Here is a 23,927-nt window from a genome sequence, read left to right on the forward strand (position 1 = left end):
CGTGGTACGGGAGCGGGGCCCCGGGGGAGTCGAGGGGAGAGGGGGATACGAGAGGGCGCACCCGGCAACCCTAGGACGACGGGACCTGGGCCCGCCGGTGGACTGGGCGCCGTTACGGATGCGCCGTCCCGTGAGCCACGGTGTCCCCGCCGCGACCGGGACCGTACGCTCCTGGGGACGGTGCAGGCCGAACGGCGTGACAGGAAAGAGGCAGGCAGACATGGCGACGCAGCAGGTGCGGGGCGTGATCGCGCGGGCGAAGGGCGAGCCGGTCCGGATCGAGACGATCCTGGTGCCCGACCCGGGTCCGGGTGAAGCGGTGGTCAGGATCCAGGCGTGCGGGGTCTGCCACACCGATCTGCACTACCGCGAGGGCGGTATCAACGACGACTTCCCCTTCCTCCTCGGCCACGAGGCGGCGGGCATCGTCGAGTCGGTCGGCGCGGGCGTCAGCGAGGTCGCCCCCGGTGACTTCGTGATCCTCAACTGGCGCGCCGTCTGCGGCCAGTGCCGCGCCTGTCTGCGCGGACGCCCCTGGTACTGCTTCGACACGCACAACGCCCGACAGAAGATGACCCTGGAGGACGGCACCGAACTCTCCCCGGCCCTCGGCATCGGAGCCTTCGCCGAGAAGACCCTCGTCGCCGCCGGACAGTGCACCAAGGTCGACCCCGCCGCGTCCCCGGCCGCCGCCGGACTCCTCGGCTGCGGGGTGATGGCCGGCCTGGGCGCCGCGATCAACACCGGCAACGTCGGCCGCGGCGACTCCGTCGCGGTCATCGGCTGCGGCGGTGTCGGCAACGCCGCCGTCGTCGGCGCGCGACTGGCCGGCGCCGCGAAGATCATCGCCGTCGACATCGACGACCGGAAGCTGGAGACCGCGCGCGGCCTCGGCGCCACGCACACCGTCAACTCCCGCTCGGCGGACGCGGTCGAGGGCATCCGCGAGCTGACCGGCGGCTTCGGCGCGGACGTCGTCATCGAGGCGGTCGGCCGGCCCGAGACGTACGAGCAGGCGTTCTACGCGCGCGACCTCGCCGGCACCGTCGTCCTGGTCGGTGTCCCCACGCCCGAGATGCGGCTCGACCTGCCGCTGCTCGACGTCTTCGGCCGGGGCGGCTCCCTCAAGTCGTCCTGGTACGGCGACTGTCTGCCGTCGCGTGACTTCCCGATGCTGATCGACCTGTACCTCCAGGGCCGCCTCGACCTGGACGCCTTCGTCACCGAGACCATCGCGCTCGACGAGGTCGAGCAGGCGTTCGCGCGGATGCACCAGGGTGACGTACTGCGCTCGGTGGTGGTCTTCTGATGGCCGCCCGTACCGAGGGCACCGCCCGGATCGACCACCTCGTCACCTCGGGGACCTTCTCGCTCGACGGCGGCACCTGGGACGTCGACAACAACGTGTGGATCGTGGGCGACGACACCGAGTGCGTCGTCATCGACGCGGCCCATGACGCGGACGCCATCGCCGCCGCCGTCGGCGACCGCCGCCTCACCGCGATCGTGTGCACCCACGCGCACGACGACCACATCGACGCGGCCCCGGCCCTCGCCGACCGTACCGGCGCGCCGATCCTGCTGCACCCCGCCGACGCGGAGCTGTGGCGGCTCACGCACCCCGACCGGGCGCCCGACGGCGAGCTGGCCGACGGCCAGGAGCTGACCGTGGCGGGCACCGCGCTGCGCGTACTGCACACGCCGGGGCACTGCCGGGGCGCCGTCAGCCTGTACGCGCCGGACCTGGGCAGCGTGTTCACCGGGGACACCCTCTTCGCGGGCGGACCCGGCGCCACCGGGCGGTCCTTCAGCGACTTCCCGACGATCGTCGACTCCATCCGGGACCGGCTCCTCACCCTGCCGCCCGACACGGTCGTCCGCACGGGCCACGGCGACAGCACGACCATCGGGGACGAGGCGCCCCATCTGGCGGAGTGGATCGCGCGCGGACACTGAAGCCGCCCCGGGGAGGCGGCAGTGGCCGCCTCCCGGGAACCCGCCCCTCCGCGCCTCACCCCGCCGGGAACTCCAGCAGCGTCAGCGGCTTCGTCGTCGGCCGCGCCGAGCCCCCGGCCGGCTCGACCGTCACCCCCATGCCGGACGCCTCGCCCACCGCGCCGTCCATCAGCACCGCGTCCGATGCCCGCCCCGGATCCATCAGCCCGGCCGGCCGCATCGTGCCGCCGGCGTCGGCGAACCAGAGCTGGTACACCTTCCCGCTCGGCGGCGCGGGCAGCCCCGACGCCACGAACACGGCCTTGTCCCGCTGGAGCGACACGACGACCGTGCCGCGCGCGTGCCCGCCCAGCGCGCCGGACCGGGTACGGGCGTCCGGGGCCGCGAGGATCTCCGCGAGGCCGGCGGCGCGCCGCTGTTCGGCCCGTACCTCCTGGCGGGCCTGCTCGGCCTGGCGCTGCTGCCAGACGGCGACCCCGCCGAGCGCGGCGGCCACCAGACACGCGGCCAGCGCGAACCGGGACATCCGGCGGCGGCGCCCGGGTGCGCCCCTGACCCCCCGGCCCGAGCGCGGCGGCTCCTGGCGGATCGCGCCGACCCGCCGCAGCACGTGGTCCTTCATCGCGGGCGGCGGTGTCACCGACACGGCGAGCCCGAGGCGCGCCGCCGTCGCGGACAGTTCGCCCACCTCGCGCGCACAGGCGGCACACCCGCCCAAGTGCCGCTCGAACGCGTCCCGTTCGTCGCCGGGCAGGGCGTTCAGCGCGTAGGCGCCGGTCAGAGTGTGCGGATCGACCTCGTTCACGCGCCCACCCCGAGACAGTCCCGCAGCCGGATCAGACCGTCCCGCAGCCGCGTCTTGACGGTGCCGAGCGGCACCGCCAGCAACTCCGCGACCTCGCGGTACGTCAGCCCCTGGTAGTACGCCAACGTCACGGACTGGCGCTGGAGTTCGGTGAGGCCGCGCAGACAGCGCCGTACCTGCTCACGCTCCAGGCGGGCCTCGACCTGCTCGACGACCTGGTCGTACGCCGGTGTCCGGGCCAGGAGCGCCGCTCTGCGTTCGCGTTCACCGGCCGCCTGCGCCGAGCGGACGCGGTCCACCGCTCGGCGGTGGGCGAGGGTCAGCACCCAGGTCATCGCACTGCCGCGTGACGGGCGGTACCGGGCCGCCGTACGCCACAGTTCGACCAGCACCTCCTGGGTGACCTCCTCGGACTGGGCCGGGTCCCGCAGGACGGTGCGGACCAGGCCGAGGACCGGCCCGCAGACCGCGTCGTACACCTGGGCGAAGGCCGCGTGGTCGCCCCGGGCCACCAGCGCCATCAGCTCTTGCAGATCCGGTCTGGACGTGTCGGGCGCGCCGATGCGCGCGGCTTCTTCCACTCGGGCGATCCTCCAGGACGTTCGCGGGCCACGAAAGGTGTTCGGAGCCGCGGCGGTCCCGGATTGGTCGGCCGGTCCACCGATGTGTCGTGAGGGTCCGTCACCCGGCGGACCCTCACGGAGCGGCGGACCCTCACTCGACGCGGCCCGCGCGGTGCCTGGGGTTGCGGAAGCGCACCACCGTGTCCACCCGGTCCGCCCCGGTCGCCGTCCGGGCCCGCTCGACGGGACCCGCGACCAGAGCACGCAGGACGCCGGCCGGTTCCGCGCGGGGCTCCAGGTCCACGGTCAGCGTCACGCGGGGGCGCGCCCGGGTGCTGTCGATACGGGCCCGGCTGCCGGACACCTCCGGGAGCCGGTCGGCGTCCGCCTCCACGGCACGGGCCAGCGCCCGGGTGCGGAGCCGTACCTCCGGTGCCGGCAGGGTCAGGTTCCGTTGCCGCCGGGTCCTCGTCTGGGCGAGGAACCACCACACGAACGCCAGGAACAGCACCGCCGACACGGCGAACACGACGGGCACCCACCACCCGTACCCCTGCATCCGGGACAAGGAGTCACGGTCCAGGAGCCGGGCGCCCGCGTCGGGCGTGGGCCACCAGCCGGGCAGCCCGAATCCCACGTCACCCCGTTCGACCAGCGCGGTCACGGCGACCCAGCCGCCGCCCACGACGAGTCCGGCGCCCAGCAGTCCGAGCAGCACCCGGTTGACCGGGCCTCGGGACGGCCTCATCCGACCCACCCCCGCGCGTCCCGCACCATCCGCACCCGTACCCGGGGCGGTCTCAGCAGCCCGCATCCCCGTAGCGCCTCGCCGACCGCCAGATCCACGGCCTCGCGTACGGACGCCGGATCGCCGAACGCGGCCGTGACCCGCAGCCGCACCGATCGGCGGCGCGTCCGCAGCCGGACCGCCGAGACGCCGGACACCGCGAGGACCGCGTCCCGCAGCAGCAGACCGAGGGCCGCGCGGTCCAGGGTCGCCGCGGTGCCGGGTCCGGGCACCGTCAGCGGCAGATGCCGCCGCGCGCCCGGCGTGAGCGCCAGCGCGACCAGCCACAGCCCGAGGACCGCGACCGCCGCCCCCACGCCCCACACCCACGGGTCGACCAGGTGGACCGCCGAGATCCGGTCGAGGGCGCCGACCCGCCAGGCGGCGGCGGAACGGCCCGCGCGGACGAGGGCGAAGTCGGTCAGGAACAGCCCGCAGGCCACCGCCGCCGACAGCGCGACGAGCCCCGCGGGCAGCCGCCGGTCCGACCAGGGCCTGCGCGTGCGAGCGGGCTCGTCCGCCGGAGGGACGGCCGGGGCGGCGGGTTCCGGCGCGCCGAGCCGCGTGATCGTGACCCGGGTGCCGGGCACCTCAAGACCGGTCAACTCCGCCGTCCGGTCCGTGACATGGCGCCCGACCCGGTCGCCGGCGCCCGGCAGATCGGCCGGATATCCGAGCCCCACGTCCAGGCGGAGACGGGCCGAACCACCCCGCCGGACCACCTCGGCCCGGGGCTCCTCGCCGACCGGGACGGCGGCGGTCTCCGTCGCGGCCCGTTCGGCGATACGGCGCACCGCCCGGTCCGCGATCCTCGTCGCACCGCGATCCGCCGGCGGTTCCATCACCGTCGCCCGCCGCGCGGCGCGAGGAGGTCACGCGGGTCGATGTCACGGTCCAGCAGATGCCCCACCGCGAAGCCGACCGCGCCCAGGGCGGCCACCAGGAGGAACGCGCCGAAGCCGCCGAACCACCCTGCGAACGCCAGGGCCATCCCCACCAGGAGACCCAGCACTGCTCTGTTCATCGTCAACCTCTCGGAGTGGGGGTACCTGCTTGTGGTGCCTGCGTCGGGCTACGCGACCCGCGCCTCGGACGCGGACTCGTCGTCGTCCTCACCGGGCAGATGGACGTCGTTGAACGCGATGTTGACCTCGACGACCTCAAGGCCCGTGATCCGCTCGACGGACTCGATGACGTTCTCGCGCACGTCCCGCGCGACCTCCGTCAGGGGCACGCCGTACTCCACGACGACGTCGATGTCGATCGCCGCCTGACGCTCGCCGACCTCGACCTTGACGCCCCGGCCGACACCGGTCCCGCCGACCGGCACCCGGTCGCGGACCGCGCCGAAGGTGCGGGAGATGCTGCCGCCCATGTCGTGCACGCCGGGAATCTCGCGTGCGGCCATACCGGCGACCTTCACGACCACGATGTCCGCGATCGACGTCCTGCCGCGCGAGGCGGCCGGCTCCTCGTGGCCGGTCTTTCCGCCACGGAGCGTGGTCGAGTGGGTGGTCGAGCGCGTGGTCGAGTGCTCCGCGCGCGCCGCGCTCCGCGCGGTCGCGGCGGGAGCCTTGGCATTGGAGACTTCCTGAGTGGTCATGCCGATCTCTCCCGTTCTCTCCCGTGTCGCATGGCGACGTCGCTTGCGCTGTCGTCCTGTCGAGCGTTGGACACGGGTGGTGGCGCATGTGTCACGCCGATCGGGGAGAGATCTTCCGTGACGACGCGCGCCGCCCGGTGTCCTATGCGGACAGCAGGACGGACGGCGCGCACAGCCGCGTACCGCGCCCAGCACGGAGGAGCGAGCGATTGCCAGGGAACGGCAGCGACGGGAACGGCAGCGACGCCACCGAACCGTCGGGACACGCGCCCGACCCGCCCCGCGCGGCGGAGCCGGACGACAGCGTCCTGGCCGTCCGCGCGCGCGAGGGCGACGAGGACGCGTTCGAGGCCCTGGTGCGCCGGCACGGCCCGCTGCTGCTGAATCTGGCGACCCGGGTGCTCGGTGACCGCGCGGAGGCCGAGGACGCCGTGCAGGACGCCTTCGTCAGCGCCTGGCGCCGGCTGCCCGAGTACCGGGGCGACGCCGCGTTCCGTACCTGGATGTACCGGATCGTCACCAATCGCTGTCTCAACGTGCTGCGCGCCCGCCGCCCCGCCGCCCGCCTCGACGCCGTCCCCGAGCCGGCCGCGCCCGAGCACGAGGGGTCACCGGTGCGGGTCGCCGAGGCGCACGAGGCGATGCGGGACCTGGCCGTCGCCCTCGGCGACCTCTCGCCGGAACAGCGGGCCTGCTGGGTGCTGCGCGAGCTGCACAGTCAGTCGTACGAGGAGATCGCGGAAGCGGTCGGGATCAGTCAGCAGGCCGTCCGCGGCCGGATCTTCCGGGCCAGGCGCGCACTGACGGAGGCGATGGGAGCATGGCGTTGAACGCGAACCCGGGGCCGCCCGACGGTGTGGCCGACGACGAGATCCTGGCCTGCGGCCGGTCCCTGGAGTCGATCTGGGCGGTCCACGACACCCCCGAGGCCGACCGGGACCCGCATCTGCGGGACTGCCCGTACTGCTCGGCGGCGCTCCGGGAGCTGACCGCGCTCGACCGGCTCGTGCAGCACGCGCGCACGACCGACGAAGCGGCGGCCGACAGCGGTGCCGGGCCGGACGCCGACCTGTTCACGGCCCGGGTCATGGACATCGTCCGCCTAGAACTGCGGCCCGGCCGCACCCTGCCCCTCGGCGACTACGAAGAAGACCTGTGGATCGTCGAGGCGGCGGCGGCGAAGACGTTCCGCGCGGCGGCCGACGCGCTGCCCGGGGTCCGCGCCGGAAGCTGCCAGGTCCTGCCGGTGACACCGGGCGCCGACCGGGTACGCGGCCCGGTGCGGGTCCGCCTGGAGGTACTGGTCTCCCTGCGCTGGAACCTCCAGGACGTCGCCGAAGCCGTACGCGACCGGGTCACCGACGCGGCACAGCGGCGCCTCGGCATGGAGGTACGGAGCGTGGACGTGAAGGTCGTCGACCTCCTGGACGACGATGACGACGGCGACAGCTACGACTACGAATACGACGACGGCCGAGGGGACGGACGATGAACGCGCAGACCATGCGGCACTCGGTCGAGGAGGCCGTTGCCGACGCCGCACGCGAGGTGCCGGGAGTGGCCTATCTGCGGCCGGGGCTGAGCGGTCTGCTGGGCGGCACGACCGCCCGGATCGCACGGGCCACGGGCCGCCCCGAGCCGGTATCCGGCGTCCGTGCCGTACCCACGGCGGACCGGAGCGGCTGGCGCGTCGACATCAAGCTGACGACCCTGCCGGGGCACCGCGTGGTCGATGTGACCCGCGCCGTACGGGACGCGGCCGGGGCGGCGGCGCGGGACACCCTGTCCGGCGAGGACGAGCGGGTGACGGTCACCGTACGGGTGACGGTGACCGGGACGCTCTGACCGGTGGGCCGCGGTCGCCCTCGGACGACGCGGTTCGGACGCGGTTCGGACGCGGTTCAGTTCAGCGAGAGCACCGCTCGCACGGTCTTGCCGCCCTGTCCGTCGCCGACCACGCTCCACCGGCGGGACAGCGCGTGCACCAGGGCGATGCCCCGGCCCGACTCGGCGGTCGCCGACGGCGCGTGCAGCACCGGCCGGTCCGGGCTGTCGTCGTGCACCTCGACCGTGAACTCGTCCGCGTCGACGCGGAGGCTCAGCCGGCAGTGGCTGCTGCCCACCCGGGTCGCGTTGGCCACCAGCTCCGACACCACGAGCTGGGCGTCCCGCACCCGCTCGGACGTGCCCCCCGCGTCCGGCGCGCCGCACGGGCCGTCGCCGAGGAACTCCCTGGTGAGCCGCCTGGCGCGGCCCGCCGACGCGGAGCCGTGCGGAAGAAGGAACTCGACGCGTGCCGTGCGCCGTCCGCCGCGCAGATGCGCGCGCATGATCACCACTCCCCTCGCCCGGGACGGCGGTCACTCTCGCGCCCGCCTGTGCCGGGCACCCCGTTCGTCCCGTAACAGGCCCCATGCCCGCTGCGCCTGATCGCCAAGCCGATCGCAGGTCATCAGTGTCTGACGCGTCCCTGTCGACGGCGCTGGTCAACACGCGCCACCCGGTGACCGAATCTGGCTGCTTTCCGGCACGAGCGGTGCGCGGGGCGTGTGTGCTGCGCCACACTGTCCACGTGGTGGGTAGTACTCCGCAGGAGTCGACGAGCTTCGTCGGGCGCACGTCCGAACTGACCCGACTGGCAGCCGCGTTCGGGACACACCGGATGGTGACGCTGACCGGGACGGGTGGCGTCGGCAAGTCCCGTCTCGCGCAGCACGCCATCGCGACGGGCGTCCTCGCGCACGCCGACTCCGTGGCCTGGGTCGATCTGTCGCCGCTCCAGGACGACCGGTTGCTCGCGGCAACGGTGTCCGATGCGACGGGCCTCGCCGACCACACGCCCCGGATGCCCGCCGACGCGCTGTGCGCCTGGCTCTCCGACAAGAAGCTGCTGCTGGTGCTCGACTCGTGCGAGCACCTGGTCGACGCCTGCCGCGATCTGGCCGGTGACCTGCTGACGGTCTGCCCGGGTCTGACGGTCCTCGCGACCAGCCGGCAGCCCGTGGGCGTACCGGGGGAGCTGCGGTTCGACGTCGAGCCGCTGCCGTGCGACGACGACGCGTTCACCCTGTTCACGGACCGTGCCGCCGCCGCGGTGCCCGGGATGTCCTTCGAGGACCCGGAGACCGCGGAGGCCGCCGCGACCATCTGCCGCCGCCTCGACGGCATTCCCCTCGCCATCGAACTGGCCGGCGCCCAGCTCCGCGAGGGCACGCTCGAAGAGGTCGCCGAGCGGCTGCGCACCGGCGGCTCCGGCCTCGCGGGTCTCACCGCTGCCGAACCGATCCGCCCGCTGCGCCACCAGACCCTCCGTACGGCCATCGGCTGGAGCCACGAGCTGTGCGCCCCGCTCGAACGGCTGCTGTGGGCCCGGCTTTCGGTGCTGCGCGGCACCTTCGACGAGGCGTCCGCGCGGGCGGTCTGCGCGGGCGGCCCGCTGCCCGCTGAGTCGGTCGCGCCCGCGCTGGACGGCCTCGCCGCCAAGTCGGTGCTCGCCCGGTCCGGCAACTCCTTCCGGATACTGGACACGGTCCGTGAGTACGGGAACATGTGGCTGACCGAGCTGGGCGAGGAGAAGGCGGCGGCCGACCGGCACGCCCGCGCGTTCCGGAATCTGGTCCGCGGCGCCGACGACGGCTGGCTCGGACCCTCCCAGGCCGACGGGTACCGGAGTCTCGCCGCCGCCCACCCCGATGTGTGCGCCGCGCTCGACCACCTCATCGCGAAGGATCCGCAGGGCGCCGCCGACATGACGGCCCGGGTCGGTTTCTTCTGGGCGTGCACCGGCCACCTGCACGAAGCCCGCGGCTACCTGGAGCGGGTACTCGCCCGCTACACCACGACCGGCGCCACCCGCACCCGGACTCTGTGGGCGCTCGGCGTCACCGTGCTGCTCCAGAGCGAGCCGGACGCGGCGGCGGCTCTCGGCGAGCGGTGCGCCAAGGAAGCGGAACGGGACGACGATCTGGAGGGGATGCGCTCGGCCGCGTACCTCCTCGGCCTCACCCACCTCCTCGCGGCGCGCCCGCTCGCCGCCGGAGCCGTCGCCGACCAGGTGCTCGCCACCGCCCCCGCCGACCCCTTCGCCTCTCCGTCGCTGCTCCGCTGCCATCTGGTACGGGTGTTCGCGCTGACCGGCGCCGGACAGCTCGACCTGGCGGCGGCCGAGGCGGACGCGCTGCGGCAGGGCTGCGTCGAACGCGACGAGTACTGGACCCGCTCGTACACGGACTACCAGCTTTCGCTGATCGCCCTGTTCCAGGACCGGCCGGGGCAGGCCGCCGCGCACGCCCGGTCGATGCTCGACGGCAAGCGCCGGATCGGCGACAGCTTCGGGATCGCGCTCGGCCTGGATCTGCTGGCCGCCGCGGTCGCCGCCGGGGGAGACGGTGAGGCCGCCGCGCTCGTCTCGGGCAAGAGCCTCGCCTACTGGCGGGCCGTCGGCCACGCCCAGCGCGGCACCCCGGAGATCGGTCCGATCCGGGTGGAGTGCGAGCGCACGGCCCGCGCGGCGGTGGGCGACGCGGTCTACGACAAGGCGTTCCGGCAGGGCGTCGAGGCGGACGCGGAGTTGGTTCTGGCCCGCGCCATGAAGGACTGACCGGCCGACCGGGGCGGCGCGCGTCCGGTGTACCCGAGCGGTTCAGGCTCCCGGGGTTTCCGGTGTCCCGGGTGTCCCGGGCGTCTCCGGTGCCGCGCTGTCCTGGGCGGGCGGTGCGTAGAAGTTCGTCGTCGCCGCCACGGCCGTCGCCACCGTCTCCGGGTCGGCCCCGGACGCCTCGTGCGCGACGCCCCACTCCTCGCTGCTGCGGCCGACGAACTCCCGGGCCTCGTCCGTGGCCTGCCAACCCACGGGGTCCTCCATGGTCTCGCCGGTGAGCAGATACATGCCGAGGCCGAGGAGGGCCAGGTCCCAGCCGACGCCGACCGCGCCGGGACCGAAGGTGTCCCAGAACTCGGGCGGCACCACGGCCACATGCTCCAGTTCGAAGACGGTCCGCTCGTCGCCCTCGGGGGTCAGCCGCACCTCGACCTCGCTGAAGCCGGGGTTCTCGCCGAACAGCCAGCTCACCCGGAGCCGACGCGGCGGTTCGCAGTGCAGCACCTCGCCGCCCGCGTTCCCCTCCAGTTGGTAGTGGCCGCCCAGCTTCAGGTCGCCGCTCACCGGCAGGAACCAGCGGGCGATCCGCTCGGGGTCCGTACAGGCGTCCCAGACGTCGTCGGCGCCCGCGTCGTAGGTCCGCCGCAGCAGGACCGTACGGGCCTCGCCGTCGGGCACCGTGCGGGAGCCGACCTCACGGTGGATGTCGTTGATCCGGTCGACGATGTCGCTCATGGCCGCTCTTCCTTGTCGTTCGCGTCGTTCGCGTCGTTCTTGTCGTTCGTGTCGTCCTGCGCGGGGCGTCGTCGGCGCTCGCGTTTGCCGCGCGCCAGTTCGGTGCCGAGTGCGTCGAGGCGCTGTTCCCAGAAGCCCCGGAAGCGCTCAAGCCACCGGTCGACCTCCGCGAGGGGAGCGGCCTCGACGGCGTAGAGCCGCCGGGTGCCCTCGGCCCGTACGGAGGTGAAACCGGACTCGCGCAGCACCCGCAGATGCTGCGACACGGCCGGCTGGGAGATCCCGAACTCGGCCCGGATCACCTCGCTGACCGCGCCCGATGTCCGCTCACCTTCGGCGAGCAGCTCCAATATCCGGCGCCGCACCGGGTCGCCCAGTACATCGAATGCGTGCACGTCTGCGACTGTGCCATCTGCCGCTTATATAAGTCAACACTTAGATTGGCGGGCGAGGGGAGGGGGGTCGGACCTCCGGTGCCGGGCCTCCGACGGGGTCCGGCGGTCAGTTCGATGAACAGAGCACTCGATGGGGTGAAAGACCGATAAGCCATAACTCGGATGGTTCCTTCGCGTTTCACCCGGTGCGGGCGAGTGCCCGCGACGATGTCTGGAAGGCAGGGAAACCTATGAAACGGGTTACCCGAAATGGATTGATCGCCGTGGCCGTTGCCGGAGGTGCCGTGGTCGGCGCCGCGCCGGCCCACGCCGACTCCGCCGCCGGCGGTGGCTCGGCCGGCTCTCCGGGTCTGATCTCCGGCAACACGATCCAGCTCCCGGTGCACATCCCGGTGAACGTGTGCGGGAACACGGTCGACGCGGCCGGTCTCCTGAACCCCGCGGCCGGCAACTCCTGCGCGAACCGTTCGCAGGGAGCGAAGCGGCCCGCCAAGGGCGGCGCGGGGCACAAGGCGGCCCCGGGCGGTCACGGTGGCCGTACCGGCGGCAGCGGCGGGGCGAACGGTGGCGGGGCCACCGCGCTCGGCGGCGGCAAGGACTCCCCGGGGCTGCTGTCCGGCAACACGCTCCAACTCCCCGTGGATCTCCCGGTGAACGTCACGGGGAACTCGGTGAGCGTCGTAGGCATCGGCAACGCGGCCGTCGGCAACGAGTCGACGAACACCCCGGGCCCCGGGACGCGCCCCGAGCCGCGACCCGGGCGGCCGAAGCCCGAGGCCCGGCCGGCGCACCCCGAGCCGCACCGTCCGGCGCCCCGGCACGTCCCGGCGCTAGGTCCGACCACCGCGCTCGCGCACACCGGCGCCGACCCTCTGACCCTCGCGGTCCCGGCCGGTCTCGCCCTGCTCGCCGGAACGGTTCTGTACCGGCGCTTCCGCGCTCCGGCGCCGACCGGCCACTGAGCCGGGCGGCCTCCGCGGGCGCTCCCCTCCTTGGCGTCCCCGTCGGCCGCCCCGCCGCAGGCCCCGTCACCTCCCTCGGATGTGGCGGGGCCTGCGGCGTCGGAAGCGCTCTCCCCAGAGTTTTGACAGAGCCTTGACAAATAGATCGGGCGTTGCCAGCATGCAAAAGAATTGAGCCGCTCACGCAAGATTTCACACATCACGTGCAAGCGAGCACGAGCAGAGTGCAAGCGCGGCCGGCGCGCGCCTTGCCTGACACCCCCACGTACGTCAGGAAGGAAGCCTCATGTCCACACGCCCGCACATCGGGTGGAGACTGCTCACGGCGTGCGCCGTCCTGGTGGCCGCGGCGCTCGCCGCGCCCTCGGCGTCCGCCGCCCCCGACGCACCCTCTCCCGCCGCGATACCTCCCGGCGACTACCAGCAGGTCCAACTCGCCCTCGGAGCCGCCGAGTTGGGCGAGGCCATGTCCCTGGCCGTACTGCCCGACCGATCCGTCCTGCACACCGCGCGCGACGGCACGGTACGCCTCACCGACGCGGCGGGCAGCACCAAGGTCGCCGGGAAGCTCGACGTCTACACCCATGACGAGGAAGGTCTCCAGGGCGTCGCCGTCGACCCGGCGTTCGCCTCGAACCGCTATGTGTACCTGTACTACTCGCCGCGGCTGAACACCCCGGCCGGTGACGCCCCGACCAGCGGATCGGCGGCCGACTTCGAACCGTTCAAGAGCCATCTGAACCTCTCGCGCTTCACCCTCCGCAGCGACGGCACCCTCGACCCCGCGAGTGAGAAGGTCGTCCTCGAAGTGCCCAACGACCGCGGCCAGTGCTGCCATGTCGGCGGGGACATCGACTTCGACAGCGCGGGCAATCTGCTGCTGACGACCGGCGACGACACCAACCCGTTCGAGTCGCAGGGCTACTCGCCGCTCGACGAACGCGCGAACCGCAACCCGCAGTTCGACGCCCAGCGCTCCTCCGGCAACACCAACGACCTGCGCGGCAAGCTGCTGCGCATCAAGCCGACCGCCGCCGGCGGCTACACCATTCCGGCCGGCAACCTGTTCGCGCCGGGCACCGCGCAGACCCGTCCCGAGATCTACGCGATGGGCTTCCGCAACCCGTTCCGCATGTCCGTAGACCGGGCGACCGACATCGTCTACCTCGGTGACTACGGGCCCGACGCGGGCGGCACCGCGGCCGACCGGGGCCCGAGCGGGCAGGTCGAGTTCAACCGGATCACCTCGGCGGGCAACTACGGCTGGCCCTACTGCACCGGCACCAACACGACCACCGAGACGTACAACAAGTACACCTTCCCCAACGGCCCGTCCGGAGCCAAGTACGACTGCGCGGGCGGCCCCACCAACAACTCGCCGCACAACACAGGGCTCACAAAGCTCCCGCCCGCCAAACCGAGCTGGATCCGCTACGCCGGCGACGCCGGGTCACCCCCCGAGTTCGGCAGCGGCTCCGAGTCCCCGATGGGCGGCCCGGTCTACCGGTACGACGCCGGGCTCAACTCGTCCGTCAAGTTCCCGCAGTCCCTGGACGGCCGCTTCTTCGCGGGGGAGTACGGCCGTAAGTGGATCAAGGCCATCGAGGTCAAGGGCGACGGCTCACCCGGCGTCATCGAAGCCTTCCCGTGGACCGGCACCCAGGTCATGGACATGGCCTTCGGACCGGACGGCGCCCTGTACGTCCTGGACTACGGCACCGGCAGCAACAACCAGGCCCTCTACCGGATCGAGTACCTGGCGGGCAGCAACCGCAACCCGGTGGCGAAGGCCGCCGCCGACCGCACATCGGGCGCGACCCCGCTCACCGTCGCCTTCTCGTCGGCGGGCAGCTCCGACCCCGAGGGCGGCGCCCTGCGCTACTCCTGGAACTTCGGCGACGGCTCCACGTCGACGCAGGCCAACCCGGTGCACACGTACACCACGAACGGCACCTTCCGTCCGTCGCTCACCGTGACCGACCCGGAAGGGCTCACCGGCACCGCCAGCCTCGTCATCACGGCGGGCAACACGGCGCCCACCGTCACGCTCCAACAGCCGCAGGACGGCGCCCTGTTCACGTTCGGCGACACCGTGCCCTTCACCGTGCAGGTCAGCGACCCGGAGGACGGGGCCATCGACTGCGCCAAGGTCAAGGTCACGTACGCGCTCGGCCACGACAGCCACACCCACTCGATCACCTCCAAGAACGGCTGCACCGGCACCCTCACCATCCCCACCGACGGTGAACACGACAGCGCGGCCAACCTGTACGGGGTCTTCGACGCCGAGTACACCGACAACGGCGGTCTGACCACGCACAGCATCCGCAAGCTGCAACCGCGCCACCGGCAGGCCGAGCACTTCACCCGGCAGAACGGCATCCAGCTCGCCGCGCACGGCGGGGCCGAGGGCGGCAACACCGTCGGCTTCACCGACAACGGCGACTGGATCGCCTTCGAGCCCTACGCCCTCCAGAACGCCCGGTCGATGACCGCGCGGATCGCGTCCGGCGGCGCCGGCGGCACCCTGGAGGTCCGCACCGGCTCACCGACCGGCACCCTGCTCGGCACGCTCACCGTGCCCGTGACCGGCGGCTGGGACAACTACCAGAACGTCACCGGCACCCTCGCCGGAGGCCCCTCGGGCACGACCTCGCTGTACCTCGTCTTCAAGGGCCCCACGGGCCAGGGCAACCTCTTCGACCTCGACTCCTTCACGATCGGGTCCTGACATGAGCCGACTTTCCTTACAGCGCCGACTCTCCGCACGGCGCCGTCCCTCCGTCCCGCGCCGGCGCTCCCTGCTGCGCCGGCTGACCACCGCCGTGGCCGCCGTCACGGCCCTGACCCTCGCCGCCCTGCTCGGCGCGCCCGGCGCGCAGGCACGCACCGGCGAGGCATCGTTCCAGGTCCTCGTCTTCTCGAAGACGGCCGGATTCCGCCACGACTCCATCCCGGCCGGCATCAAGGCCCTCACCGAACTCGGCGCGGCCAACAGCTTCTCCGTCACGGCCACCGAGGACGCGTCCGTGTTCTCCGCGGCCGGACTCGCCCCGTACAAGGCCGTCGTCTTCCTCTCCACGACCGGTGACGTCCTCAACACCACGCAGCAGAACGCCTTCCAGACCTGGATCGACTCCGGCGGCGGCTACCTCGGCGTGCACGCCGCCGCCGACACCGAGTACGACTGGCCGTACTACGGACAGCTCGTGGGTGCCTGGTTCAAGAGCCATCCCGCGATCCAGCAGGCCAAGGTCGTCAACGAGGACCGCAGCCACCCGGCGACGGCCCACCTCGGCCCGACCTGGACCCGCACCGACGAGTGGTACAACTACCGCACCAACCCCCGCCCCGGTGTGCGCGTCCTGCAGAGCCTGGACGAATCCACCTACAGCGGTGGCGAGATGAGCGGCGACCACCCGATCACCTGGTGCCATCCGCAGGGTCAGGGCCGGGCCTTCTACACGGGTCTCGGCCATACCGCCGAGTCGTACACCGACAGCAACTTCCGCTCCCTGCTGCTCGGCGCGGTCCGCTGGACGGCGGGCACCGTGACGGCCAACTGCGGCCCGACCACCACTCCGGCGGGCACCTCGTCCAACGTGCACCTCTTCTACTACCCCTGGTACGGCACACCCCAGACCGCCGGTTCCTGGCGGCACTGGCAGCAGGGCGGACACACCCCGCCCACCGACATCGGCGCCGACCTCTACCCGGCGCTCGGCCCCTACGACTCCGGTGACTACGCCGGAGCGGTCGCCCAGCACATGCGCTGGATCCGCCAGTCGGGCGCGGGCGTCCTCGTCTACAGCTGGTGGGGACAGGGGAGTTACGAGGACGGGCTCGCGCAAGGCGTGCTCGACGCGGCGGCCCGCGAGGGCGTGAAAGTCGCCTGGCACATCGAGCCCTACGGGGGCCGCACCGCCGCGTCCGTCGCCGCCGACATCGCCTCTCTCGACCGGCGGTTCGGTGACCACCCCGCCTACTACCGCTCGGCCGAGCACGGCGGCAAAGGCGCGTTCTACGTCTTCGAGAGTCTGCGCATCACGGACTGGTCGGCGCTCGACGCGGTGACGGGCGACAACATCGTCCTCGCCCAGACCACCGACACCTCCAAGATCGCGCACTTCTCGGGGATGTACACCTACGACGGCATCGCGGGCGCCACCGCTCCCGGCTGGAAGCAGGCCGGGGACTACGCCCGCGCGAACGGTCTGATCTGGGCGCCGTCGGTGGCCCCCGGCTATCTGGACGACCGCGCGGTCCCCGGCAACACGACCCCGACCCTGGGCCGCGCGGCAGGCGCCACCTACGACAAGGAGTGGTCCAACGCCCTCGACCCGGCGATCGGCGGCTCACCGACCTGGGTGTCCGTCACCTCGTTCAACGAATGGCACGAGGGCAGCTCCATAGAACCGGCGGACGCCACCCCACCCGCCGGCCACGGCTACCAGACGTACGACGGCGCCTACGGCCGGACGGGCGCGAACGCGGAGACCGCGTACCTGGACCGGACGGCGTATTGGGCGGCGCGTTTCGAGCAGGCACGCTGAAATGAACTGAACGGAACGGACCTGGCGGCGGCCGGTGACTGCGAGAGCGGTCACCGGCCGCCGTCGCGTTGTGGGCCGACCCCCTTCAGCCCGTCCGGCGTTCGAGGACGAGCCCGGAGGGCGACAGGGCGCCGGATGCAATCCATGCCGTATGGGGTCAAGCTGGGAGATGGATCACAAAAAACCGTGCGGGACGGGCCGAGGGAGAACGAATCATGCGGGTGGGCGTACTCACCGGCGGTGGCGACTGCCCGGGACTCAACGCGGTCATCCGCAGTGTCGTCCGCAAGGGCGCGCAGGAGTACGGCTGGTCGTTCACCGGCCTGGTGGACGGCTGGAGCGGTGCCGTCCATGACAGGACCATGCGCCTGGACGTCGCCGCCGTCCGGGGCATCCTGCCACTCGGCGGCACCATCCTCGGGTCGTCGCGCACCAACCCGCTGAAGTCCCCCGACGGCATCGACCGCATCAAGGAGACCGTCGCCGCCCATGAACTGGACGCCCTGGTGGTCATCGGCGGCGAGGACACCCTCGGTGTGGCGAGCCGGCTCGCCGAGGAGGGCGTCCCGCTGGTCGGGGTGCCCAAGACCATCGACAACGACGTCAGCGGCACCGACTACACCTTCGGCTTCGACACGGCCGTGAACATCGCGACCGAGGCCATCGACCGTCTGCACACCACGGCCGAGTCGCACAAGCGGACCCTCGTCGTGGAGGTCATGGGACGGCACTCCGGCTGGATCGCGCTGCACGCGGGTGTCGCCGGGGGCGCCAACGCCATCCTCATCCCCGAGCTGGAGTTCGACCTCGACGAGGTGTGCGGCTGGGTCGAGAAACGGTTCGAGATCAACTACGCGCCGATCATCGTGGTCGCCGAGGGCGCGGTGCCCAAGGCCGGGCAGATGGTCCTCAAGGACGACGCCCGCGACGAGTTCGGGCATGTCCGGCTCTCCGGCATCGCCGACTGGCTGGCCCACCGGATCGAGGGCGTCACCGGCAAGGAGGCCCGTACGACGGTCCTCGGCCATGTCCAGCGCGGCGGCACCCCGACCGCGTACGACAGGTGGCTCGCCACCCGCTTCGGGCTGCACGCCGTCGACGCGGTACGGGACGGCGAGTTCGGCACGATGGTCGCGCTGCGCGGCACTGACATCGTCCGCGTCCCGCTGGCGGACGCCGCCCGGGGCATCAAGCGCGTACCGACCGGGCTGTACTCGGAGTTCGGCATCTTCTTCGGAACCTGACCGTCCGGCACCGCACCCGTGCCGACCGCTTCACTTCCGGGTCCCCTGCCCGTCCTCCTCGCCCGGGATCTCCGGCTCGCCCGGTTCCAGCGGAGGGCAGGTCGCCGCCATGTTCGAGCGGCACAGGGGTTCCGGGGCCTTCGCCAGACGGGGGCGCACGGCGGCCGGGCGGATGAGGAGCGCCGCCGTCAGCGAGGCCAGCGCGAACAGCGCGGAGCAGCCGATCACGGCGCGGTGGAACGAGGTGTTGACGGCGCTCGGCACGGTGTACGCCGCCCCGGACAGGCCGACCGCCAGGGGCAGCGCGGCGACCACCAGGAACTGGCCGATCCGGGCCGCCGTGTTGTTGACGCCGCTCGCCAGGCCCGCGTGCACCGGCTCGACCGACGCGAGGACCGTCGCCGTCAGTGGTGCCACGAACAGGCTCATGCCCAGACCGAGGACGACGACGGCGGGCAGCACATCGGGGGCGTAGCCCGAACCGGGGTGCACGCGCAGCATCAGCAGCACCCCGATCGCCGCGATCAGCGGGCCCGCCACCAGCGGCAGCGTGGGCCCGATCCGGCGGGCGAGGTCCCCGGCCCGCGCGGAAAGGAGCAGCATCAGCACAGTGATCGGCAGCGTCGCCACGCCGGCCTGGAGCGCGTCGTACCCGAGGGCCGTCTGCAGTTGCACCGGCAGCAGGAACAGCACACCGCCGATGCCCGCGTACAGACACAGCGTCATCGCGTTCGTGGCGCTGAACAGGCGGGAGTGGAACAGCGACAGCGGCAGCATCGGGTTGGTCCTGCGGCGCTCCACCATGAGGAACGCGATCCCGGCCAGCACACCGCACACCGCCGATACGGCGACGCCCGCGGTCGAGGCGTGCCCGGACGCGCTGATCAGGGCATAGCTCACCCCGGCGAGGAACAGGGCGCCGAGGCACGCGCCCAGTACGTCGAAGGGCTTGTCGGCGGCCTCCGGGTCCCGGCTCTCCGGCACGTGCCGCAGAGCGATCCCGATCACCACCGCGCCGATCGGCACATTGATCAGGAAGATCCACCGCCAGCCGGGGCCGTCGATCAGCCAGCCGCCGAGGAACGGCCCCAGCGCGCCCGCGACGCCGGTGAGGCCCGACCAGGCACCCACCGCACGGGACTGGTCGTCGGGGTGGAAGGTGGAGCGCACCAGCGCGAGCGAGCCCGGTGTGAGCAGGGCGCCGCCCACTCCCTGGAGGGCGCGGGCGGCGATCAGCGTGGCGTCGTTCGGCGCGATCCCGCACAGCGCCGACGCCACCGCGAACCACGCGACGCCGAGCACCAGCGTCCGCTTGCGGCCCAGCCGGTCACCGAGCGCGCCGCCGAGGAGCAGCAGCGCCGACAGCGTCAGCATGTACGCGTTGACGACCCACTGGAGCGCCGACAGGGACGCGTGCAGATCGCGGCCCATCCGGGGCAGCGCCACATTGACGACCGTGCCGTCCAGCATCGCCATGCCGGAGGCGAGGACGACACACGTCAGGATCCAGCGTCCGCGCGCCGACGAAAGGCGGACCCCCGCGTCGGCCCCCGCACCCTGGCCCGCGTCCCCCTTGTCGAGTCGGCCGCCGCTCACGTCAGTCGCTCACTCGGCTCCGCTTCGCGTACAGCAGGTCCTGGTACTCCGGATGCCGTGCGATCCACGCCGTGTAGAACGGACACACCGCCAGGACCTGCGCCTTGTCCGCCCGCGCCGCGTCCAGCGAGGTCCGCACCAGCGCGCCGCCGACGCCCCGCCCCTCGAACGCCGGATCCACCTCGGTGTGCACGAACGCGATCAGCTCCGCCGTCCGGATGTACTGGGCGAACCCCGTCAAGGTGTCGCCGAACCGGGCCTCGTAGCGGTTCGCGTCCGGTACGTCGGTGACATCGGGCGGCTGGCTCATACAGGGATCCTTCCCTCCGGGTGACTGACACCAGGGTGACCCCCGGGACGGCGAAACGCGAGCCCACCGCCCCATGTGCTCCCGTACGGGGCGCCAGTTGCTCCCGGTGGGCGCTCACGCCGCGTCGTGGAACACCAGCCCCAGGGTGTGCCGGAGCCCCGACCGTACGGTGCCGACCCCGTGCCGCATCGGCCCCGCCGACCAGCCGCGCGCCGAACGCACCGGCCGGTCCCGCGTGGTGAACACCAGACCATGCCCCTGACGCAGCGTCATGGCATGGCCCCTGGTCTGTGCGCGGGGGCGCTGCTCGGTCATCAGGAACTCGCCGCCGGTGTAGTCCTCGCCCGGCACATCCAGCCCGATGACGACCTGGAGCGGGAAGACGAGGTCCCCGTACAGGTCCCGGTGCAGGGCGTTCCAGTCGCCGGGGCCGTACCGCAGGAGGATCGGCGTCGGCCTGGTCTGCCCCGCCTCGTGGCACTCGGCGAGCCAGGCGTCGAGGGTGTCGGGCCAGGGCGCGGGCCGCTTCAGGCGCGCCGCCCAGTCCCGGGCGATCGGCAGCAGCACCGGGTACAGCGCGGTCCGCAGGGCGCTCACCGCCTCGGGCAGCGGATGGTCGAAGTACCGGTACTGGCCCGAGCCGAACCGGTACCGCGCCATGTCGATCGTGGAGCGGAACCGCGTCACGTCGTCGTAGAGACCCGCGATCTCCCGGCACTCGGCCGGTGACAGCAGCCGGGACGTGAACGCGCTGCCCTCGGCGTCGAGCCCGGCGGCGAGCGCGTCACGGTCGACGGCGGCGACCCGGGTCAGGGCGGTGGCGGTGGCCGTGGCGGCGACGGTGGCGGTGGCGGGCGGGGTGGTGCGGACAGTCATCGGATGCTCCCTGGGGATGGATCTCCGTCCATCGTGCGGGGGCCGGGGAGCCTTGCGCTGGCGGGAATCGGACGTCGCCCTGAGGGCCGCGTGAGGGTTGCGCGGGGGCCGGGCAGGGGGCGGGCGGGGGAGTGCGGCTGTGAGCCGAATCACCGGGTGCGGGGGCATTCCGGCTGTTCGGAGGGGTCGGAGCGGTCGGCAGTCGTGGTTAAAGTCGACTTATGTACGAGTCGTCCGACGAACCCGTGGGGCGCCCGCTGGCCCGGGTGGTGGACCGGTTCATGCCCCGGCTCTCGGAGTTCGCCTTCGAACCCGGCCTGGTGGCGGCCGTCGACCAGCACGCGGCGGCGGTGCGTGACGCACTCGTCCCCGCGCCGCGCCGCGCCGAACAGGACCCCGGCAGCATTCCGTCACCGCGCCGCGAGGACCTGGAGGACTACGCCCTCGGTTTCACCGACGTCCTCGCCGAGAACGCCTGGGACGAACCCGTCGGCTACGACTTCGCCGCCCTGCGCCTGACGGCCATCTGCTGGCTCGTACGGGAACACGATCTGCTGGGTCCCTGACGGGTCCCCGAGACGTACGGCCCCGATCCCACCCGCGAGAGGGCGCGACCGGGGCCGTACGTATGGGTGCGTCGCCGGCGGGCGTCAGGTGGTCGGGCCGCCGCTGCCGGGGCCGCCCGTCGGGCCGCCGCCCATGTCGGTACCGGACGTCCCGGTGTCCCGGCCGCCACCGGGGCGCTGCCGCTCCGGCGCCTGTGCCGGCTGACCGGCCTGCGCGTCGGTCCGGCCGCGCTGATACGCGTCCATGCTGCTGCGCGCCGCCGCGGTCTCCCGCTCGGCGGTCGCCAGCCAGCGGTCCCAGCGCTCCCGCATCGGCAGCACCAGACCGCCACCCACACCGACGATCAGGATGCCGGCGCCCGTCGCCAGGACGGCGGTCAGCAGCGGACCCGTCACCGAGGTCGCGATACCGGCCTGGCCGAGCGCCGCGATGACACCGAGGCCCACGATGAAGGCCCAGGCGAGCGTCGCCACGAACCTGCCGTACGACACACCGCCGAGCGCGCCCGAGATGATGTCCCGTACCGCCCGCGCGATGGCCATCGCCACCACGATGATGATCAGGGCCACGATCGCGCGCGGCAGCCACGCGACGATGCTGCGCAGCATCGAGCTGATCGGGTTGGCGCCGAACACGCCGAAGCCCAGTTGCAGCACCATCAGCAGGATCGCGTAGTAGATGACCTTGACGAGGATGCCGGTCGCGTCGTACTTCGACCCGCTCAGGGTGTTCGCCACGCCGCTGCGCTCCGACAGCTTCTCGAAGCCGACCCTGCGGAGCAGCCGGTCCGCCACGCGCGCGATGAGCTTCGCGACGAACCAGCCGATGGCCATGATCACCAGGAAGGCGATCAGTTTGGGGATGAACCTTGCCACGGACGACCAGGCGTCCGAGAAGCCCGTACCGAAGTCGACCGAGAGCGCGAGGGGCTGTGTCATGACGCCAACGTCCCTTCTCGCGGCCCGGACCTGCCGTCCTGGGCCTCTCCACCCGTCGTAGCACCGCCACCGGGGCGCCGCCGGTCCACGCGGTCCGCAGTGGGCCGGTCGGGTGGAAGGCCGTGGTCCGGGCGGCCGGCCGATGCTCCAGTGGATGTCAGGAGGCTTCAGTCCTCCTGCCAGTCGTCGGGCCGGCCCGCCTTCCTGCGGCGCCGGGCACGCAGGACGAGCAGCCCGGTCAGGACGAACGCCGAACCGGCCGCGCCGGCCAGGGCCCCCGGCGAGGCGGGCAGCGCCGAGTCGTCCTGCGACTCCGCCGCCGGGACGTGCGCCGTCTCCGGGGCGGCGGCGGGCCGGGGTTCGGCGGACGGCGGCAGCAGCGATCCGACGGGCCGTACGTGACCCACGGCCTCGAAGCCCCAGTTCAGCAGCGAACGGGCCTCCTCGTACACGGCGTGCCCGTCCCCGTCCTGCGGATTCATCACGGAGACGACGATGGTCCTGCCGTCGCGCTCGGCCGCCGCGATGAGGGTGTTGCCGGCGTTGGTGGTGTAGCCGTTCTTCACCCCGATCAGACCGCGGTACGGGGCGACGCCGTCGGCGCCCGTGAGCAGACGGTTCGTGTTCTGGATGGGGTACACGTAGCCGTCGCCCGGGAAGTCGGCCAGCTCCGTGGCGCAGTACCGGGCGAACTCCGGGTCGGTGAGTCCGGCGCGCCCGAACACCGCCAGGTCGTAGGCCGACGACACCTGCCCCTCGGCGTCGTACCCGTCGGGCGAGACCACATGGGTGTCCATCGCGCCCAGCGACCGGGCCTTGGCCTGCATCTGACGGACCGTGTCCTCCACGCCGCCGTTCATCGCGGCGAGCACGCGCACGGCGTCGTTGCCGGAGCTGAGGAACACCCCGCGCCACAGGTCCGCCACGCGGTAGCTCTGCCCGGCCGAAACCCCCACCATGCTGCTGCCGTCGCCGACCCCGTCCAACTCGTCCTCGCTGACGGTGTGCCGGGTGCCGGAGCGCAGATGCGGCAGGGTCGTGACGGCGAACAGGGTCTTGAGCGTGCTCGCCGGCGGCAGCTTGCGGTGAGCGTCCCGCGCCGCCAGCACCTCACCCGAACCGGCGTCCGCGACGACCCAGGACAGCGCCGACACGTCCGACGGCGGCGCGGGAGTGCCCTGCGAACCGGGGTTGCTCCGGACCCCCGGCGCTTCGAGGGCCGTCCCGGCGGGCGCGGGCCGGGGGCGGGGCGGCTCGGGCTCCGTGGGCCGGGCGACCGCGACAGGCCCGGACACCAACATCAGCGCACCGATCGCGAGGGCCACATTGCGGGCGGAGCCGGGGCGCGAAACATATCTGATGGCCATTCAGCCACCGTAGAAACGGACGGCCCGACGCGCAGATCGGCTTGATCCGGGTGGACGTACGGTGCCCTGA

General features: G+C 72.8%; 25 protein-coding genes. 11 read left to right on the plus strand and 14 right to left on the minus strand.

Going from position 1 to position 23,927, the window contains the following annotated elements; genetic code table 11:
* Nucleotides 1-220 precede the first annotated feature (220 nt).
* Nucleotides 221-1,309, plus strand: coding sequence for an S-(hydroxymethyl)mycothiol dehydrogenase (locus tag ACIQNU_RS30765; protein WP_401372633.1), 1,089 nt, complete (start codon nucleotides 221-223; stop codon nucleotides 1,307-1,309).
* Complete coding sequence (locus tag ACIQNU_RS30770; protein ID WP_401372635.1) at nucleotides 1,309-1,956, plus strand: MBL fold metallo-hydrolase; 648 nt, start codon at nucleotides 1,309-1,311, stop codon at nucleotides 1,954-1,956. Before ACIQNU_RS30765 ends, ACIQNU_RS30770 begins: the two co-directional genes overlap by 1 nt.
* Nucleotides 1,957-2,011: 55 nt before the next feature.
* On the opposite strand, the gene ACIQNU_RS30775 is transcribed toward ACIQNU_RS30770, so the two are convergent.
* The 6 genes from ACIQNU_RS30775 to ACIQNU_RS30800 all read right to left on the minus strand — a co-directional run bounded on the left by ACIQNU_RS30775 (nucleotide 2,012) and on the right by ACIQNU_RS30800 (nucleotide 5,714).
* The gene (locus tag ACIQNU_RS30775; RefSeq protein WP_401372636.1) at nucleotides 2,012-2,761 is read right to left on the minus strand and encodes an anti-sigma factor domain-containing protein; all 750 of its coding nucleotides are present in this window, start codon (nucleotides 2,759-2,761) and stop codon (nucleotides 2,012-2,014) included.
* The gene (gene sigK, locus ACIQNU_RS30780) at nucleotides 2,758-3,282 is read right to left on the minus strand and encodes an ECF RNA polymerase sigma factor SigK (protein ID WP_401372851.1); all 525 of its coding nucleotides are present in this window, start codon (nucleotides 3,280-3,282) and stop codon (nucleotides 2,758-2,760) included. Before sigK ends, ACIQNU_RS30775 begins: the two co-directional genes overlap by 4 nt.
* A gap of 193 nt (nucleotides 3,283-3,475) precedes the next feature.
* A complete protein-coding gene (amaP, locus tag ACIQNU_RS30785) occupies nucleotides 3,476-4,072 on the minus strand; it encodes an alkaline shock response membrane anchor protein AmaP (protein WP_401372638.1) in 597 nt (198 codons plus the stop codon).
* Nucleotides 4,069-4,953: a DUF6286 domain-containing protein gene (locus ACIQNU_RS30790; RefSeq protein WP_401372640.1), complete on the minus strand. Its 885-nt coding sequence runs from the start codon at nucleotides 4,951-4,953 to the stop codon at nucleotides 4,069-4,071. Before ACIQNU_RS30790 ends, amaP begins: the two co-directional genes overlap by 4 nt.
* Nucleotides 4,953-5,135 (minus strand): hypothetical protein, encoded by a 183-nt coding sequence (locus ACIQNU_RS30795; RefSeq protein ID WP_401372642.1) that lies wholly within the window; start codon nucleotides 5,133-5,135, stop codon nucleotides 4,953-4,955. Before ACIQNU_RS30795 ends, ACIQNU_RS30790 begins: the two co-directional genes overlap by 1 nt.
* Before the next feature lie 48 nt (nucleotides 5,136-5,183).
* Nucleotides 5,184-5,714 (minus strand): Asp23/Gls24 family envelope stress response protein, encoded by a 531-nt coding sequence (locus ACIQNU_RS30800; protein ID WP_401372644.1) that lies wholly within the window; start codon nucleotides 5,712-5,714, stop codon nucleotides 5,184-5,186.
* A gap of 209 nt (nucleotides 5,715-5,923) precedes the next feature.
* Between ACIQNU_RS30800 and ACIQNU_RS30805 the strand changes: the two genes are divergently transcribed.
* Genes ACIQNU_RS30805 through ACIQNU_RS30815 form a run of 3 tightly spaced genes read left to right on the plus strand, consistent with a single transcriptional unit; the run spans nucleotide 5,924 to nucleotide 7,559 of the window.
* Complete coding sequence (locus ACIQNU_RS30805; RefSeq protein ID WP_401372645.1) at nucleotides 5,924-6,544, plus strand: RNA polymerase sigma factor; 621 nt, start codon at nucleotides 5,924-5,926, stop codon at nucleotides 6,542-6,544.
* On the plus strand, nucleotides 6,535-7,206 hold the full coding sequence (locus ACIQNU_RS30810) for a hypothetical protein (protein WP_401372647.1): 672 nt from the start codon (nucleotides 6,535-6,537) through the stop codon (nucleotides 7,204-7,206). The genes ACIQNU_RS30805 and ACIQNU_RS30810 overlap by 10 nt, the downstream gene beginning before the upstream one ends.
* On the plus strand, nucleotides 7,203-7,559 hold the full coding sequence (locus tag ACIQNU_RS30815; protein ID WP_401372649.1) for an Asp23/Gls24 family envelope stress response protein: 357 nt from the start codon (nucleotides 7,203-7,205) through the stop codon (nucleotides 7,557-7,559). The genes ACIQNU_RS30810 and ACIQNU_RS30815 overlap by 4 nt, the downstream gene beginning before the upstream one ends.
* Before the next feature lie 56 nt (nucleotides 7,560-7,615).
* Here ACIQNU_RS30815 and ACIQNU_RS30820 read toward each other — a convergent pair whose 3' ends face one another.
* Nucleotides 7,616-8,044, minus strand: coding sequence for an ATP-binding protein (locus ACIQNU_RS30820; RefSeq protein WP_401372651.1), 429 nt, complete (start codon nucleotides 8,042-8,044; stop codon nucleotides 7,616-7,618).
* 242 nt (nucleotides 8,045-8,286) lie between these two features.
* On the opposite strand from ACIQNU_RS30820, the gene ACIQNU_RS30825 reads away from it, so the two are divergent.
* Entirely contained in the window at nucleotides 8,287-10,314 is a 2,028-nt protein-coding gene (locus ACIQNU_RS30825; protein ID WP_401372653.1) for an ATP-binding protein, read from the plus strand.
* Between the two features lie 42 nt (nucleotides 10,315-10,356).
* Here ACIQNU_RS30825 and ACIQNU_RS30830 read toward each other — a convergent pair whose 3' ends face one another.
* Both ACIQNU_RS30830 and ACIQNU_RS30835 read right to left on the minus strand, forming a co-directional pair.
* On the minus strand, nucleotides 10,357-11,049 hold the full coding sequence (locus ACIQNU_RS30830; protein ID WP_401372654.1) for an SRPBCC family protein: 693 nt from the start codon (nucleotides 11,047-11,049) through the stop codon (nucleotides 10,357-10,359).
* The gene (locus ACIQNU_RS30835) at nucleotides 11,046-11,444 is read right to left on the minus strand and encodes an ArsR/SmtB family transcription factor (protein ID WP_401372656.1); all 399 of its coding nucleotides are present in this window, start codon (nucleotides 11,442-11,444) and stop codon (nucleotides 11,046-11,048) included. The genes ACIQNU_RS30830 and ACIQNU_RS30835 overlap by 4 nt, the downstream gene beginning before the upstream one ends.
* Nucleotides 11,445-11,707: 263 nt before the next feature.
* On the opposite strand from ACIQNU_RS30835, the gene ACIQNU_RS30840 reads away from it, so the two are divergent.
* The 4 genes from ACIQNU_RS30840 to ACIQNU_RS30855 all read left to right on the plus strand — a co-directional run bounded on the left by ACIQNU_RS30840 (nucleotide 11,708) and on the right by ACIQNU_RS30855 (nucleotide 18,203).
* Nucleotides 11,708-12,406, plus strand: coding sequence for a chaplin (locus tag ACIQNU_RS30840; protein WP_401372659.1), 699 nt, complete (start codon nucleotides 11,708-11,710; stop codon nucleotides 12,404-12,406).
* Between the two features lie 286 nt (nucleotides 12,407-12,692).
* Entirely contained in the window at nucleotides 12,693-15,137 is a 2,445-nt protein-coding gene (locus tag ACIQNU_RS30845; protein WP_401372662.1) for a PQQ-dependent sugar dehydrogenase, read from the plus strand.
* Between the two features lies 1 nt (nucleotide 15,138).
* Nucleotides 15,139-16,959, plus strand: coding sequence for a ThuA domain-containing protein (locus tag ACIQNU_RS30850; protein ID WP_401372665.1), 1,821 nt, complete (start codon nucleotides 15,139-15,141; stop codon nucleotides 16,957-16,959).
* A 215-nt stretch (nucleotides 16,960-17,174) separates the two neighbouring features.
* Nucleotides 17,175-18,203 (plus strand): 6-phosphofructokinase, encoded by a 1,029-nt coding sequence (locus tag ACIQNU_RS30855; protein WP_401372668.1) that lies wholly within the window; start codon nucleotides 17,175-17,177, stop codon nucleotides 18,201-18,203.
* Between the two features lie 30 nt (nucleotides 18,204-18,233).
* Here the strand turns inward: ACIQNU_RS30855 and ACIQNU_RS30860 are convergent, their stop codons facing one another.
* From ACIQNU_RS30860 to ACIQNU_RS30870, 3 genes are all read right to left on the minus strand, one after another.
* A complete protein-coding gene (locus ACIQNU_RS30860) occupies nucleotides 18,234-19,679 on the minus strand; it encodes an MFS transporter (RefSeq protein ID WP_401372853.1) in 1,446 nt (481 codons plus the stop codon).
* 121 nt (nucleotides 19,680-19,800) lie between these two features.
* Nucleotides 19,801-20,109: a GNAT family N-acetyltransferase gene (locus tag ACIQNU_RS30865; protein WP_401372670.1), complete on the minus strand. Its 309-nt coding sequence runs from the start codon at nucleotides 20,107-20,109 to the stop codon at nucleotides 19,801-19,803.
* Between the two features lie 114 nt (nucleotides 20,110-20,223).
* A complete protein-coding gene (locus tag ACIQNU_RS30870; protein ID WP_401372674.1) occupies nucleotides 20,224-20,985 on the minus strand; it encodes a 2OG-Fe(II) oxygenase in 762 nt (253 codons plus the stop codon).
* A 221-nt stretch (nucleotides 20,986-21,206) separates the two neighbouring features.
* Between ACIQNU_RS30870 and ACIQNU_RS30875 the strand changes: the two genes are divergently transcribed.
* A complete protein-coding gene (locus ACIQNU_RS30875; RefSeq protein WP_401372676.1) occupies nucleotides 21,207-21,551 on the plus strand; it encodes a DUF6401 family natural product biosynthesis protein in 345 nt (114 codons plus the stop codon).
* A gap of 84 nt (nucleotides 21,552-21,635) precedes the next feature.
* Here the strand turns inward: ACIQNU_RS30875 and ACIQNU_RS30880 are convergent, their stop codons facing one another.
* Nucleotides 21,636-22,490 (minus strand): hypothetical protein, encoded by an 855-nt coding sequence (locus ACIQNU_RS30880; RefSeq protein ID WP_401372678.1) that lies wholly within the window; start codon nucleotides 22,488-22,490, stop codon nucleotides 21,636-21,638.
* A gap of 167 nt (nucleotides 22,491-22,657) precedes the next feature.
* Nucleotides 22,658-23,857, minus strand: a complete 1,200-nt coding sequence (locus ACIQNU_RS30885) for a D-alanyl-D-alanine carboxypeptidase family protein (RefSeq protein WP_401372681.1) — start codon at nucleotides 23,855-23,857, stop codon at nucleotides 22,658-22,660.
* Between the last annotated feature and the right edge of the window lie 70 nt (nucleotides 23,858-23,927).

The sequence above is a fragment of the Streptomyces sp. NPDC091292 genome, assembly GCF_044757265.1.
In the GTDB taxonomy this organism is placed as follows: domain Bacteria; phylum Actinomycetota; class Actinomycetes; order Streptomycetales; family Streptomycetaceae; genus Streptomyces.

What these genes read in the sequence shown, in the direction of transcription:
- ACIQNU_RS30765 (WP_401372633.1), top strand. Translation starts at nt 221, where the DNA reads ATGGCGACGCAGCAGGTGCGGGGCGTGATCGCGCGGGCGAAGGGCGAG.
- ACIQNU_RS30770 (WP_401372635.1), top strand. Translation starts at nt 1,309, where the DNA reads ATGGCCGCCCGTACCGAGGGCACCGCCCGGATCGACCACCTCGTCACC.
- sigK (WP_401372851.1), bottom strand. Translation starts at nt 3,282, where the DNA reads ATGGCGCTGGTGGCCCGGGGCGACCACGCGGCCTTCGCCCAGGTGTAC.
- amaP (WP_401372638.1), bottom strand. Translation starts at nt 4,072, where the DNA reads ATGAGGCCGTCCCGAGGCCCGGTCAACCGGGTGCTGCTCGGACTGCTG.
- ACIQNU_RS30790 (WP_401372640.1), bottom strand. Translation starts at nt 4,953, where the DNA reads ATGGAACCGCCGGCGGATCGCGGTGCGACGAGGATCGCGGACCGGGCG.
- ACIQNU_RS30795 (WP_401372642.1), bottom strand. Translation starts at nt 5,135, where the DNA reads ATGAACAGAGCAGTGCTGGGTCTCCTGGTGGGGATGGCCCTGGCGTTC.
- ACIQNU_RS30800 (WP_401372644.1), bottom strand. Translation starts at nt 5,714, where the DNA reads ATGACCACTCAGGAAGTCTCCAATGCCAAGGCTCCCGCCGCGACCGCG.
- ACIQNU_RS30810 (WP_401372647.1), top strand. Translation starts at nt 6,535, where the DNA reads ATGGCGTTGAACGCGAACCCGGGGCCGCCCGACGGTGTGGCCGACGAC.
- ACIQNU_RS30815 (WP_401372649.1), top strand. Translation starts at nt 7,203, where the DNA reads ATGAACGCGCAGACCATGCGGCACTCGGTCGAGGAGGCCGTTGCCGAC.
- ACIQNU_RS30820 (WP_401372651.1), bottom strand. Translation starts at nt 8,044, where the DNA reads ATGCGCGCGCATCTGCGCGGCGGACGGCGCACGGCACGCGTCGAGTTC.
- ACIQNU_RS30830 (WP_401372654.1), bottom strand. Translation starts at nt 11,049, where the DNA reads ATGAGCGACATCGTCGACCGGATCAACGACATCCACCGTGAGGTCGGC.
- ACIQNU_RS30845 (WP_401372662.1), top strand. Translation starts at nt 12,693, where the DNA reads ATGTCCACACGCCCGCACATCGGGTGGAGACTGCTCACGGCGTGCGCC.
- ACIQNU_RS30850 (WP_401372665.1), top strand. Translation starts at nt 15,139, where the DNA reads ATGAGCCGACTTTCCTTACAGCGCCGACTCTCCGCACGGCGCCGTCCC.
- ACIQNU_RS30855 (WP_401372668.1), top strand. Translation starts at nt 17,175, where the DNA reads ATGCGGGTGGGCGTACTCACCGGCGGTGGCGACTGCCCGGGACTCAAC.
- ACIQNU_RS30860 (WP_401372853.1), bottom strand. Translation starts at nt 19,679, where the DNA reads ATGGCGATGCTGGACGGCACGGTCGTCAATGTGGCGCTGCCCCGGATG.
- ACIQNU_RS30865 (WP_401372670.1), bottom strand. Translation starts at nt 20,109, where the DNA reads ATGAGCCAGCCGCCCGATGTCACCGACGTACCGGACGCGAACCGCTAC.
- ACIQNU_RS30870 (WP_401372674.1), bottom strand. Translation starts at nt 20,985, where the DNA reads ATGACTGTCCGCACCACCCCGCCCGCCACCGCCACCGTCGCCGCCACG.
- ACIQNU_RS30875 (WP_401372676.1), top strand. Translation starts at nt 21,207, where the DNA reads ATGTACGAGTCGTCCGACGAACCCGTGGGGCGCCCGCTGGCCCGGGTG.
- ACIQNU_RS30880 (WP_401372678.1), bottom strand. Translation starts at nt 22,490, where the DNA reads ATGACACAGCCCCTCGCGCTCTCGGTCGACTTCGGTACGGGCTTCTCG.
- ACIQNU_RS30885 (WP_401372681.1), bottom strand. Translation starts at nt 23,857, where the DNA reads ATGGCCATCAGATATGTTTCGCGCCCCGGCTCCGCCCGCAATGTGGCC.